Origin of the sequence: Mycobacterium shinjukuense (assembly GCF_010730055.1) — a bacterium.
In the GTDB taxonomy this organism is placed as follows: domain Bacteria; phylum Actinomycetota; class Actinomycetes; order Mycobacteriales; family Mycobacteriaceae; genus Mycobacterium; species Mycobacterium shinjukuense.
The window spans coordinates 778,501-792,199 of record NZ_AP022575.1 but is presented as its reverse complement, the minus strand read 5'-3'; the positions used below and the strand labels follow the sequence as shown (position 1 = coordinate 792,199).

At 65.3% G+C, this 13,699-nt stretch carries 9 protein-coding genes and 1 pseudogene; 4 read left to right on the top strand and 6 right to left on the bottom strand.

What is annotated here, in order from left to right; translation table 11 throughout:
- Window positions 1–2: 2 nt before the first annotated feature.
- From G6N20_RS03590 to G6N20_RS03575, 4 genes are all read right to left on the bottom strand, one after another.
- Window positions 3–2,123, bottom strand: a complete 2,121-nt coding sequence (locus tag G6N20_RS03590; protein ID WP_083046821.1) for a p-hydroxybenzoic acid--AMP ligase FadD22 — start codon at window positions 2,121–2,123, stop codon at window positions 3–5.
- Between the two features lie 75 nt (window positions 2,124–2,198).
- Window positions 2,199–2,837: a chorismate--pyruvate lyase family protein gene (locus G6N20_RS03585; RefSeq protein ID WP_083046820.1), complete on the bottom strand. Its 639-nt coding sequence runs from the start codon at window positions 2,835–2,837 to the stop codon at window positions 2,199–2,201.
- 142 nt (window positions 2,838–2,979) lie between these two features.
- Window positions 2,980–4,707 (bottom strand): AMP-binding protein, encoded by a 1,728-nt coding sequence (locus G6N20_RS03580; protein ID WP_179961540.1) that lies wholly within the window; start codon window positions 4,705–4,707, stop codon window positions 2,980–2,982.
- A gap of 612 nt (window positions 4,708–5,319) precedes the next feature.
- Window positions 5,320–6,468 carry an LLM class flavin-dependent oxidoreductase gene (locus tag G6N20_RS03575; RefSeq protein ID WP_083046819.1) on the bottom strand — a complete coding sequence of 383 codons (1,149 nt, stop codon included), beginning with the start codon at window positions 6,466–6,468 and terminating at the stop codon, window positions 5,320–5,322.
- A 114-nt stretch (window positions 6,469–6,582) separates the two neighbouring features.
- Between G6N20_RS03575 and G6N20_RS03570 the strand changes: the two genes are divergently transcribed.
- Complete coding sequence (locus G6N20_RS03570) at window positions 6,583–7,395, top strand: phthiotriol/phenolphthiotriol dimycocerosates methyltransferase (protein ID WP_083046839.1); 813 nt, start codon at window positions 6,583–6,585, stop codon at window positions 7,393–7,395.
- Between the two features lie 66 nt (window positions 7,396–7,461).
- Window positions 7,462–8,718 carry a saccharopine dehydrogenase family protein gene (locus G6N20_RS03565; RefSeq protein ID WP_083046818.1) on the top strand — a complete coding sequence of 419 codons (1,257 nt, stop codon included), beginning with the start codon at window positions 7,462–7,464 and terminating at the stop codon, window positions 8,716–8,718.
- Between the two features lie 19 nt (window positions 8,719–8,737).
- Here the strand turns inward: G6N20_RS03565 and G6N20_RS03560 are convergent, their stop codons facing one another.
- Together G6N20_RS03560 and G6N20_RS03555 are read right to left on the bottom strand one after the other, a co-directional pair.
- The gene (locus G6N20_RS03560) at window positions 8,738–9,532 is read right to left on the bottom strand and encodes a class I SAM-dependent methyltransferase (protein ID WP_083046817.1); all 795 of its coding nucleotides are present in this window, start codon (window positions 9,530–9,532) and stop codon (window positions 8,738–8,740) included.
- Window positions 9,533–9,660: 128 nt separating this feature from the next.
- Window positions 9,661–10,905, bottom strand: a pseudogene (locus G6N20_RS03555) (glycosyltransferase); the annotation flags it as partial.
- A 431-nt stretch (window positions 10,906–11,336) separates the two neighbouring features.
- Between G6N20_RS03555 and G6N20_RS03550 the strand changes: the two are divergent.
- Window positions 11,337–12,512, top strand: a complete 1,176-nt coding sequence (locus G6N20_RS03550; RefSeq protein WP_232065490.1) for a permease — start codon at window positions 11,337–11,339, stop codon at window positions 12,510–12,512.
- Between the two features lie 81 nt (window positions 12,513–12,593).
- Window positions 12,594–13,520, top strand: coding sequence for a formyltetrahydrofolate deformylase (gene purU / locus G6N20_RS03545; RefSeq protein WP_142271928.1), 927 nt, complete (start codon window positions 12,594–12,596; stop codon window positions 13,518–13,520).
- The last annotated feature ends 179 nt before the right edge of the window (window positions 13,521–13,699 follow it).

Sequence of the window (13,699 nt, the reverse complement as noted above, 5' to 3'; positions counted from 1 at the left end):
CGTCATGACTGGCCAAACGCAGCATCAATCAGCCGGAAAACCTCGTCAGGGGTCGAGGCCGCCCGGATCCGCGTGCCCAAGTGATCCGGGCCGTCGGTGATCGTACCGAGGAGGTCACGCAACCGATCGGCCACACGCTGCCGCTCGCCGTCCCCGATCCCCGCGACCAGCTCCTCGAGCTTTTGCAACTCCTCGTCGATCGGTGAGCCGCCCTGGACGCCGATCTTCGTCGACCGGGGCAACGCCACCCGGGTGTCCCATCCGGACAGCTCGGCCTCCAAATACTGGGCCAACCCCGATATTGAGCAGTAATGCCAGCCGACCGTCTCGGGCAGCCGCAGGCCGGTAACGGCTGCCAGCCGACGACAAAGCTCGACCGTCATCTGCGAGTCGAAACCCAGTTCCGAAAAGGCCAGATCTCGATTGATCGAGCGCGGATCCGACTCGCCCAACATCGTGGCGGCCTCGGTACATACCGCCTCCACGACCAGCCGGCGGCGTTCCTGCTGCAAAACGGCCAGCCGCTCGTTCAGCGTCACTTCGCCGGCGTTTCCGACGGCAACCTGCCGGTCCCATGCCGGTCGGTTGTCAAGCCGCGCGGCCGCGTCACGATGTGGCTCACTCGACGAGAGTTCCCAAATCGGTTTGGCGGGACTGGCCGCGCGCAGCGCGCCCCGCAATAGTTTCCCGTTCGCGGTTCGGGGGAGTCGCTCAACGCTGGCAAATCTGTGCGGCACCTTGAATGCCGACAGTCGGGCAACCAAACCTCGGTGGACGTCTCGCATCACCGCTTCGTCGATGACCGCACCGTTGGTCGGCACCAGAAATGCCTGCAGCGCCGACGCACCGGTGAACTCCCTTACCCCGACCACCGCGGCCTCGGCTACCGCGTCGTGCTCAACAATGAGTCGCTCGACCTCCCGCGGATTGACGTTGACCCCTCCGACGATTTCCGTATCATCTGCCCGGCAGCGGTAGGTAACCCAACCGTCCGCGTCGATACACACCCGATCCCGCGTATCCAGCCAACCCCCCTTCCCCGCGGGCGGATCTGCACCATTCCAATAGCACGCCGCGATCGACGATCCGCGGACCCAGAGGTTCCCCTCGACCCCTGGTCCGGCGGGTGCGCCGTCCGGGTTTACAACGCGAATCTCATAGGGTGGCAGAACCTTTCCCAAAGTCCCCAGCCGCCATTCGTCGACGCTATTGGATACAAATGTCTGCCCGACCTCTGTAGATCCAATTCCGTCAAGAATGGGGATACCGTCAAAGAATTCCAGGAGCCGCTCGGCGAGACCCATCTCAAGCGCCTCGCCCGCTGAGACCACACACCGAAGTGAACGGAAGGAATCGGGAGAACACGTGTCGACGACTCTGGCAAAAAAATTTGGCACACCATAAAGCACCGAGGGCGCAAATCTCGCACTGAGCGTTGCCGCCGCTTCCGCGCTTATCGGCAGCGGATTGATGACCGCCGAACCACCGGTCGCGAGCGGAAACCAGACCGAATTGCCCAGACCGTAGGCAAAATACATGCGCGCGCTACTTAGCCCGATATCGTGGGGGCTGAGCCGCAAGGCCTTACCGCACATCGCCTCGACAAACGCGAACACGTCGGCGTGCCGGTGGATCGCCGCTTTCGGCGGCCCGGTGGTGCCGGACGTGTACGTCGCGTAGGCAAGCGCGTCGCCACCTAACGGTTCGTAGTCGCCCGGGGCCACCGCGGCCGCATCCGACAACAGCTCTTCGGCCTGCACGACGGCCGACGGCCGAAACCGATCGCGGAGCGGACCACCGGTCACGACCAGCGCGGGTTCGGTGTCACACTCGGCAAACGCATGGTCGTCGCGATGCAGCTCCGGGTTCACCAGGAACGCCACAATCCCACGGGCCAGGCAGCCGAGCAGGAGCTGCACCAGGTCGGGCGAGTCCGGAAGGCACAACAGAACGCGATCTCCTCGGCTAAGGCCCCGGCCTCTCAGGACGTCCCCCACACGCGCGGCCCCGTCATGAAGTTGGCCATGCGTCACGACGTCGGGCGCATAGTAGGCCGGCTTGTCATACCATCCGGCCCGCGATGCCCGCTGCGCGAGCAGGCCTGCCAGATTCCCGTTCCCCATCAGTGGATGACCACCGTAGTGGAGACCAACGCGATTTCGGTCCACGCGGTCTGCGGCCCGGCATGGTCAGCGCGGTCAGCGCGCGAGGCTCCTGGGGATACGATCACTGGGTACAAATCGATCTCCATTCCCGGTCTCGATGTCGTTTGGATGCTGGCAATCATCGGGTCCCTCGCGCACGGCGCCGTGGAATATACTTCGAAGAAAATATTCGGTAATAATAATGGCGGGCTGGCCTCCGACGATAACGCGATACCGGCGAGCGACGGTTTTCGCTGGCGAATCCCGATACCCGTGAGGCGCGAGCCAATCCGGCAACTCCGCTCTCCAGATCTTGGCCTCTTCTTTAAAGCTCTCAATGCGACTGGCCGCCATGACCTCGCCAATAGGACGCGCCGTCTCCGTCAGGTTGGCGGTGACGGCGGGGGGTAACAGGTCGACGGCAATCAGGGACTCCGCAGCGACGAACGGGTTTCCGGAGGTCCGGCCCTTCAGTACGATATCGCGCTGCAGAACCCGGCCAACCGCTGGGTCCTCCAATTGGGGTATTTTGGACGCGGAGTCGTGAATCTGCTGCTTGATAATCTGTACGACAATCTCATCGTTGGCGATAACGTTGAGAATCCGAGTGAGGGTGCCGTTGGTTGCGATAAGTATTTGAAGATCACGATTGAGCTTTCGGATTTCGTGAGCAGAAAGAATGCACTCGGTCATATTTCATTTCTCGGGTAAGTACACCAGCCCAGTCGGACGCGGGCGAGGTTGGCCATTCTAGCCGCCACGCGTCGACATGGGAACGTCGCGTTCGACGCCGCGGCCGAGAACGCCCACCTGGCCACGGGGTGTCGGCCCGCCGTCATCCCGGCACGTCCCAGCGGGCGAATTCGTGGTTGAGGTAGCGCTGCACACAGGCTGAACGTCGAACCTTGCCGCTGGTGGTCACCGGAATCGAGCCCAGCGCCACCAGCACGACATCGGCGACCCGCACGCGATGTGCCCTGGAAACCGCGGAGGTGACCGCACGTTTGACGGCGCGGACGGTGTTGCCCCGCGTTGCGAGTTCGACGATGACGACAAGCCGCTCGGTGCGATCGTCCGGCACGGCTATCGCGACCACCCGACCGCCGGTGACTTCCTGGATCGTCTCTTCGATGTCGTCCGGATAGTGATTGGAGCCATCCACGACCAGCAGGTCCTTGATCCGGCCGGTGATGAACAGCTCGCCTTCGAAAATGACGCCGAGGTCACCGGTGCGGAGCCACGGACCCACCGGTGTGCCGGGCGAGGGATTGACCAGCATGGCGCCAAACGTGCGCTCGGTGTGTTGTGGGTTCCGCCAATAGCCCATGGCGACGTTATCGCCCTGCACCCAGATTTCACCGACCGTTCCCGCCGGCCGCTCCACCCTGGTGTCGGGGTCGACGATCCGCACGGTCGAGGCCCGCGGCGCTCCGTAGCTGACCAACTTGGCGCCGTCGCTCGCTGCGCCCGCGCAGCGCTTCGCCCGACCGGCCGACAACTGCTGGTAGTCAAAACAGACGGTTTTCGGCGGGCGTCCCGGTCCCGCGGTGGCCACGTACACCGTCGCCTCCGCCAGCCCGTATGACGGCCGGATTGCCGTCTCGCTGAGGTTGAACCTGGCGAAGCGGTCGATGAAACGCTTGACCGTCGCGGGGTTTACCCGCTCGGCGCCCGTGGCGATCGCCCGCACATGCCCGAGATCAAGCCCGGCCATGTCGTCGTCCGATGTTCGGCGCACCGCCAATTCGAGACCGAAATTCGGTGCACTGGAAATCTGTCCACGATGTTTGCCCAGCAATTGCATCCAGCGTGCTGGCCGTTGCAAAAATGCCATTGGGCTCAGCAACACCGCGGTGTCTTGATTGATCATCGGCAGCAGGACTCCCAACATCAACCCCATGTCGTGATAGAACGGCAGCCACGACACCGCAGTTGACGGAACCTTTTCCGAATCCCCGAGATAATCGGACATCAGCTGTACGCAATTGGTGATGACGTTTTTGTGCGAGATGACGACACCGGCCGGCGAGCGGGTCGACCCGGACGTGTATTGCAGGTACGCGGTGCTCGGGCGCGCGGCCGGAGTCGCGTCGAGTTCGCGCGGGGAGTCCAGATCCAGCGAGTCCACGGCGATGACGACCGGCGCGGGGCCCTGCGCGGCGCGCCCGCGTGGCGCATATTGAGTGACCTCGTCAATGACCGACGAGGTCGTGAGAATGACGCTCGGCAAGCAATCTCGCAATGCTGAGGAAATTCGCTCGTCGTGAATGCCGAACTGCGGCACGGGAAGAGGAACAGCGATCAGCCCGGCCTGCAGTGCGCCCAGAAAGGCGATGATGTATTCCAGCCCCTGAGGGGCCAAGATCGCGACCCGATCGCCGCTCGACGCACAGATCTCGAGCTCCGCTGCGACGATCATCGCTCGCCGGTAGACCTGCCACCAGGTCAGGGTTTCGACAAACCCGGTCGGATCCACCTCGTAGTCGATGTACTTGTACGCCGCACGATTGGGGTACTGGTTGGCCGCCCTGTGCAGCAGATCGGTAAGCGACGACTCGCTCATCGCGAATCGCGCTGCGATCCCGTTCGACGGTTGTGCCGCTTGCCCATCGGTGCCCGCTGCCGGTTGCGTCGCCACCACGCCGCCAGCGTGCGTTGACACAGCGTTCGTTTCCATGATCATCCTTCGGCTCTTGACGCAAGTAGAGTACGGGCGTTTCGCTGCCCTGTCACACCGACCCGAATCAGCGCCAAACGGGCCGCACCCTGCCGAGGCCCGCGACCCGAAATCGATGAGGGCCCACGGCGATAGCAGGTGCCGAGCGCAGCCGCCCGCAGCCGTAATTAACCTGTTCGTCATCCACGAATTCAGGTGCTGCCAATCGGCGCCTGGCTCGGTCGCGATGACGGGCTTCGACCCGCGCGACCGGGAGCTGCCGATTAGCAGCCTGCCCACACGCACACTGACTTTGAAGTGCCGTAACGACTTTGAGGGATCAAACTCCGACTCTATACCCATCGGTATTCAATCGCTTTGAATCAGTCCCGAATTCCGGCGGCGGGATCGTCGGCAAGCGGAATGGCCTGCTGCTCGCCGCTGTTGGCGTGCCGGCCGCTAGGCATCTGTGGCGACTGCAACACTTGACAGCCGTTTCCCAGGCGGGCCAGAGGTAAGTCACAGCTTCCTGAGCCCGCGAAGAACCTTGGCGTGCGGCAGGCCCGCCGCGACGGTCTTGCGCACGCTCGGGTTCACCAAGCTGCCGTTGATGACGAGTAGGTATCGAAGGCCGTGATCGCGCCATTCCGCCACCTGATCGATGACTTCGTCCGGTGTCCCACTGAAAACGACTTCTTTCACAAGTGCGGGCGGGACTTTCGCGGTGTAGGACAAGACCGTCTGCTCGTCCATGGTTTGTGGGATCAAATCCTGGACGCCGGAAAAGTCGGCTCCCATGGGATGCTCGACGCCGTGGCGCGCCCAGGCTTCGCCGGGCACACCGAGCGCGGTCATTTTCACGATGACGGAATCCAGCGCCTCCTCCACGTCGTCGCGACTGTGTCCGGTGATCACACCGCGCACCGCCGCAGGAGTAATCGACATTGGGTCACGACCGGCGTCGGACGCCGCGACGCGTACGGCTTCGAGTGCGCGGCCGTAGTCGGTGGGACGAACCAGGACGATGGGCACCCAGGCGTCGGCGTAGCGGCCGGTGGCCCGCAGCATCCGCGGCCCATGGGCCGCCACCCAGATCTCGGGCCACTTCCCACGGTATGGCGGCAGGTCGAACGCCGCGTCACGAAGCGGAAAATATGGCGATTCACGCGAGACAAGCTTCCCGTGCGAATCCCACAACGCGCGAATCGTGGCGATGGCTTCTTCGAACCGTGCCACCGGTTTGGTCCACTCCACGCCGTAGGGCTCGTTGCCCTCACGTTCCCCGACACCGATGCCGAGGATGGCCCGGCCTCGGGTCAACAGATGCAGCGTCGCGGCGGCCTGCGCCGTGACCGCTGGGTTGCGACGACCCGCGTCGGTCACGCACACACCGAGACGCAGCCGGCTGACCCGGTTCCCGGCGGCCAGGTTTCCCAGCATCGTCCACGGTTCGAAGTTGGCGTCGATCCTGGGTACCAGCTTCGCGGCAACTCCGAGATATTCGGGCGTCGCGACCGACCGCGGCACCAGCGCGTTGAGATGATCACCGACCCAATACGAGTCGGCGCCCAGCGCGGCGGCAGCCAGGGAACTCGCGCGCGGCAACAGGCTCGGCGGAAAGCGCGAGTGCACCAGCGCATCGACGAAGCCGAAACGAAACCCACCCATCCTCAGTGCCCGCATGCCGCGCTGGCGATCACCGTCATTCCGGCCACGCTACCTCAGGCGGCCACGTCCCACGGTCGGGTGTGCGGCGGCGCCGTTCTGACATACTTTGTGCCCATGGGCTTCCGTCCTGCCCACCGCCTGCTCGCCCGCGTGGGAAGCACGGCCGCCTACAAGAGGGTCTGGCGGTATTGGTACCCGCTGATGACGCGCGGGCTCGGTTCCGACGAACTCGAGTTCATCAACTGGGCCTACGAGGAGGATCCCCCGATGGCCCTGCCGCTGGCAGCCTCCGACGAGCCCAACCGGGCCCACATCAACCTGTACCACCGCACGGCGACCCAGGCGGATCTCACCGGCAAACGGGTCCTGGAGGTCAGCTGCGGCCACGGCGGCGGAGCCTCATACCTCATGCGCACCGTGGCGCCGGCCTCCTACACCGGGCTGGACCTGAACCCGGCCGGCATCAGGTTTTGCCAACAACGACACCGCCTGCCCGGTTTGGACTTCGTGCGAGGTGACGCCGAGAAGCTGCCCTTCGACGACGAATCCTTCGACGTGGTGCTCAATGTCGAGGCCTCGCACTGCTACCCGCACTTTCGGCGTTTCCTGGCCGAGGTGGTGCGGGTGCTACGCCCCGGAGGCTACTTCCCATACGCCGACCTGCGCCCCGACAATGAGATCGCCGAATGGGAGGCCGACCTGGCCGACACCGGGCTGCGGCAACTTTCCCAAAGGGAGATCAACGCCGAGGTGCTGCGCGGCATCGAGATCAATTCGCACAAGTCACAGGCGCTGGTCGATCGCCATCTGCCGACCTTCCTGCGCTTCGCGGGCCGCGAATACATCGGCGTGCAGGGCACGCAGCTGTATCGCTACCTGCAAAGCGGGGATATCTCATACCGGATGTACTGCTTCACCAAGGACTGAGGCGGCGTCCCGGCCCGCGATCGGCACGCGGCGCCGCCGCACCGTGGGTCCGGTAGTGTCGCCCGGATGAGCCCACTCGAGCGCGAGTTCGACATCGTCTTGTATGGCGCCACCGGCTTCTCCGGCACGTTGACCGCCGACTACCTCGCCCACAGCGGGTCACCGGTGCGCATCGCGCTGGCGGGCCGCTCGACCGAACGGCTGCGGGCCGTGCGGGAGAACCTGGGCGCGGCCGCGCAGGATTGGCCGCTGATCCTGGCCGACGCCGCACAACCGTCGACGCTCGAGGCGATGGCCACGCGGGCCCAGGTGGTGCTGACGACCGTCGGACCCTACACCCGCTACGGCCTGCCGCTGGTGGCGGCCTGCGCCACGGCAGGAACCGACTATGCGGACCTGACCGGTGAGTTGATGTTCGGCCGAATCAGCATCGACCTGTACCACAAGCAAGCCGCCGACACCGGTGCCCGGATCGTGCTCTCGTGCGGATTCGATTCGATTCCTTCGGATCTGAACGTCTATCAGCTGTACCGCCGGGCGATCGAGGACGGCACCGGTGAACTCTGCGACACCAACCTTGTGCTCCGCTCGTTCTCCCAGCGCTGGGTCTCCGGCGGCTCGGTTGCGACGTATTCCGAAGCGATGCGCACCGCATCCAGCGACCCTGACGCCCGCCGGATGGTCAACGACCCGTACACGCTGACCACGGACCGAGGAGCCGAGCCCGAACTGGGTCCGCAGCCGGATTTTCCCTGGCGACGCGGACGCGACCTGGCGCCCGAGCTTGCGGGCTTCTGGACCGGAGGATTCGTTCAAGGGCCATACAACACTCGAATTGTCCGGCGTAGCAATGCATTACAGGACTGGGCCTATGGCCGACGATTCCGTTACTCGGAGACGATGAGTCTGGGAAGGTCGGTGGCCGCACCGGTCGCCTCCGCCGCCGTCACCGGCGCTATCGCGGGTGCCATCGGTGTGGGCAACAGATACTTCAGCCGGTTGCCCCGACGACTGGTGGAGCGCATCACGCCCAGACCAGGCACCGGCCCGAGCCGGAAAACCCGTGAACGCGGCCATTATCGGTTCGAGACCTACACCACCACCACGACCGGTGCCCGCTACCGGGCGACTTTCGCGCACCACGTCGACGCTTACGCCTCGACGGCGGTGCTGCTCGCTGAGAGCGGTCTGGCGCTGGCGCTGGATCGCGACCGGCTTTCCGAGCTGCGCGGTGTGCTGACTCCCGCCGCGGCGATGGGCGACGTGCTGCTGAGGCGGCTTCCCCGCGCCGGCCTGTCCATGGGGACCGCCCGGCTGAACTGATTCAGCACAATCGAGCCATTCATCGGCGGATTCGGCGCTCTGACCCGAGAAATTCGTTCAGGTACCCGGCGGGCTTCAGGTTGAGCAGGCGTTCGCGGTCGGCGGCGAGATCGGCGTAATCGAGCGCCTCGATCTGCGCCGCCGAGTAGGGCAATGGCGATTCCGCCGATCCCTTTCGTATGATCCCGACGCCAAAATCACAGTCCAGCACCGCGATTCGCAGGTCATTGCGGGTGCTGCGCAGATGGACGATCGCCTTCCAAACATCGCCGCTCCAAAAGAAGTTCCGCCAATGGTTGTGCGCGCGGAAGTCGGCATAGGACGTGGCCGGGTAGGCGATCGAGGCGTGCGCGGGGTTGCAGTCGTGCAGCACAATGACGCCGTCGCTCCGCAGATGCCGCAGGGTGTTCTCGACGTCACGCACGACCTGTCGATAGGTGTGCAGCCCGTCGATCAGGGCGACGTCGATGCCGCGCTGCTCGAGCAAGGCCGTCTCGTTCGCGAAGAAGGCGTCGCTGGTCGTCTCGAAGTAGTGGGTGGCGCGCGCCTTGGCGGCAGCGAGTCTGCGAGAGCGCCCCGAGAGCTTGAACGCCGGGTCGACGGCGATCTTCTCGTCGGCGGCAATGCGCCGGAACGCAAATCCGTGCGAAACTCCGATCTCGAGGTATACCCGCGTCACCCGTCCGTCGAGCGCTTGCTGCACGGCCCTGATCCGGTTCGTGCGCCGATCCGCCCCGAGATGGAACTGGCCGTAGTTCCAGGTCTCTTCGGCGATGCGCCACATCAGCGCCTTGGAGAATTCGGTTGCTCCCACCTCGGGATCCTTTCGCCGCGAGGGATAACCCTATCCCTTGACGCGGCGTCGGTATCAAGTCGGCGATTAGGCCGTTGGCGTGCACGCGCCACCCGGTTGCGGGCTGCCACCGCGGCCGGGCGATCCGCGGGCACCGTCTCCAACAATGGGCGCAACCCACTCTCCACCTGCTGTGGGAATCGAGCCAAGCTTCGACTAAAGGCTTCGGCGAGTCGCCCGGCGGCGTGCCGGTGCTGGGAGCCAGTGAGCGCCTGCTGTACGGCTTCGGCCACACGCCGACTGGTGAGCCGCTCGGTTCGCAGCAGCACACCCGCGCCGGCCCGCTCGATGGCTTCCATGTTGAGGTGTTGGTCCAAGTTACTGGCGATCCCGATCACCGGCACCCCGGCCACCAAGGCCTGCTGAGTCGTCATGCTGCCGCCGTTGCAGATCACCACGGCCGAACGGGCCGCGGCGGCCTCGCCCGGCAGGTAGTCCGCCACGAAGGCGTTGGCCGGCACGTTCGTCAGGTCGCTGCGGCCCGCGGTGGCCGCGATCACCGTCACCGGCAGTTCAGCCAGGGCGGTCAACACCACCTGCAACAGGTTCCTCCCGCCGGAACTGCCAAGGGTCGCGTAGACGATCGGCCGGTCCGTCGGCAGCGACTCCCACCACGCCGGCGGCGCCACGTCGGGCGACCAGAGGACCGGGCCGAGATACCGATGGTTGGCCGGCAGGTTGTCGGTGGGCACCAGCTCCGGCAGGTCGGCGTAGAGCGTGTGGTCCCCGTCGGTGAAAATGCGGCAAAGATTCCAGCCCAGACTCGGCAACCCGTGCTCGCGGCGGACCCGGTTGAGCGGCACGCATTGCATGGCGAAGAACACCGGACGTTCCAGGCGGTACAGCAGCTTGACCAGCTGGACGCCGAGCAGGTGGGTCCACAGCACGTCCGGCAGCGGAAAGCGGCGCCGGGCGTAGGGGCTCCAATAGGCGTTCGCGATGGCGACGTAGGGGATGCCGGCCAGGCGGGCGCTGACCGAGAGCGAAATGCGAAGGTCGCCGACCACCAGGTCGGGTGCGACCGCGGCCAGCACCCTGCTGTCCTCCTCGACGTACCTGCGCAACGTCCGGCCGGTGTAGAACCGGCCCTGGGCCACGTTGCCCAGAAACCGCTCGCTGGGAATGGTGCCGATCGGATGGTGGGGGAAGGGAAGCGTGCCCAGGAGCTTGTTGTATCGCGGGTCGCAGGCGAAGTGGACCTCGTACCGGCTCGGGTCCAGCGACCGGGCCAGGACAAGCGGCCGGACGACGTGGGCCAGGGTCACCGCTTCCGCGATAAACAGGATGCGCCGCCTGCGGGTGGAGGGCTCAGCTGCGTTCGGTGCGGTGCCCATGCCCGCGTCCCTTCTCCCGTCGCTGGCGACCGTTGTTCGTCACGCCCCGCCCCGACGCCGTAGCGTACCCGCACCCCGGCGGTGAGAAGGCCGGATGCCAGGCCGATCTGGCCGATCGCCGTCTGCCGGCCTCCTGCGCTTCACCGGCGGCGACACCACCGCGGGCGCGTCCGACCCCAGCTTCTCAGCCGTCGGTGTCTCGGTCGCCGGGTGCGCGCGCCGCAGCGACGCCCCGATGGGCCCGCCACGACCCCTGGCGTGACCAGGATCTCAACGTTGAGGCCATATACCCCTGGGTGGTATATGGTGGTGGGACGGGCGGTGCCCGGAACCGGCGGTGATAATCGCCGGAACAGCTAACCGCAGCGGAGGTCCGCGTGAGGGGCAATGTGCTAGGTGCCATCGGGCACGCGTTGGCGCTGGCTGGGTCGATGACCTGGGAAATCCTGTGGGCGCTGATCCTGGGCTTCGCACTTTCGGCTGTGGTGCAGGCCGTGGTGCGCCGCTCGGCGATCGTGGCCTTGATGGGCGACGACCGGCCGCGCACCCTGGCCGTCGCGACCGCACTGGGAGCGGCATCCTCGTCATGCTCCTATGCCGCGGTGGCGTTGGCGCGATCACTGTTCCGCAAGGGTGCCAACTTCACCGCCGCCATGGCGTTCGAGATCGGCTCCACCAACCTCGTGGTGGAGTTGGGCATCATCCTGGCCCTGCTGATGGGCTGGCAGTTCACCGCCGCGGAGTTCATCGGCGGCCCGCTGATGATCGTCGTGCTGGCGCTGTTGTTCCGACTGTTCGTGCGCGACCGGCTCCTCGAGGCCGCGCGCGAACAGGCCGAGCGGGGAATCGCCGGATCGATGGAAGGCCACGCGGCCATGGACATGTCCATCCGGGGGGAGGGCGCATTTTGGGGCCGGCTGCTTTCCCCGCAGGGATTCACCTCCGTCTCGCATGTGTTCGTGATGGAGTGGCTGGCGATCCTGCGCGACCTTGTTCTGGGGCTGCTCATCGCCGGCGCCATGGCCGCATGGGTCCCCGAAAGCTTTTGGCAGAACTTCTTTTTGGTTGACCATCCGGGCTGGTCTGCGCTGTGGGGACCAATCGTCGGACCGTTCGTGGCCATCGTTTCGTTCGTCTGCTCGATCGGCAACGTGCCACTTGCCGCGGTGCTGTGGAACGGTGGCATCAGCTTCGGCGGCGTCATCGCGTTCATCTTTGCCGACCTGCTCATCCTGCCGATTCTGACCATCTACCGTAAGTACTACGGCACCAAAATGATGCTGACCCTGCTGGGCAGCTTTTACGCGGCGATGGTCGCCGCTGGCTATCTGATCGAAATACTTTTCGGCACAGCCAATCTCATTCCAAGCCAGCGCAACGCGACGGTCATGACCGCCGAGTTTGCCTGGAATTACACCACCTGGCTCAACATCGCCTTCCTGGCGATCGCCGCGGTGCTGGTCATCCGCTTTGTCACTTCCGGCGGAATCCCGATGCTGCGCATGATGGGCGGCTCACCGGACACGCCACATCACCGCCAGTGCAACGGGGAGCACGACGGGCGTCACGACCACCAGAGCCACGGCCATTACCGCCACGGCCATTAGGGACGCGGCCGCGCGCGGTCCCCGGATTTACTGACAGGTATCCTGGCCTGCGGAATTTCCGAACTCCGGGCAAGGAGGCCGATCATCGCGCACTCCGCGTCGCCAACGCCGAACGAGCCTAGCTACCCACCGTCGCCAACCGGTTCACCGCCGCCGGCCGATATCGGTCGGCTGCTGCTTCGTTGCCACGACCGCCCGGGCATCATCGCCGCGGTCAGCACCTTCCTGGCCCGGGCCGGCGCCAACATCATTTCCCTGGACCAGCACTCCACCGCACCGGAAGGTGGAACATTCTTGCAGCGCGCCATCTTTCACCTCCCCGGACTGACCGCTGCCATCGACGAGCTGCAACGCGACTTCGGCAGCACGGTCGCCGAAAAGTTCGGCATCGACTACCGGTTCACCGAGGCGGCCAAGCCCAAACGGGTCGCCATCATGGCATCCAAAGAGGACCACTGCTTGCTGGATTTGTTGTGGCGCAACCGCCGCGGCGAGCTTGACATGTCCGTTGTCATGGTGATCGCGAACCACCCCGAACTGGCCGAGCATGTCCGACCCTTCGGTGTGCCGTTCATCCACATTCCCGCCACCCGGGACACTCGCCCGGAGGCCGAACAGCGTCAGCTTCAGTTGCTCAGCGGCAACGTTGATTTGGTGGTACTTGCCCGCTACATGCAGATACTGAGCGCGGAGTTCCTGGACGCCATCGGCTGCCCGCTGATCAACATTCATCATTCGTTCCTTCCCGCCTTCACCGGCGCGGCCCCCTACCAGCGGGCACGCGAACGCGGCGTCAAGCTGATCGGCGCCACCGCCCACTACGTGACCGAAGTTCTCGACGAGGGGCCGATCATCGAACAAGACGTTGTCCGCGTCGACCACACGCACACCGTTGACGATCTGGTGCGTGTCGGCGCCGACGTCGAACGCGCCGTGCTGTCCCGCGCCGTGCTCTGGCACTGCCAAGACCGTGTCATCGTGCACCACAACCAGACCATCGTGTTCTGACACGTCGGCATCGGAGAAGCGCCGGCGCCCCGCGTCCCCACGCGAGTCGTTCGACAGCGCACGAGACCGGACGCGATGGTTGCCGGCGGCATCGGCGCGGAGCGCTGCAAACGTCGCGGACTTCGTGCGCCAAGAATGTCCCAAGGCTTTGCCAAGTGGCCGCCGTCAACCTGTGGTCA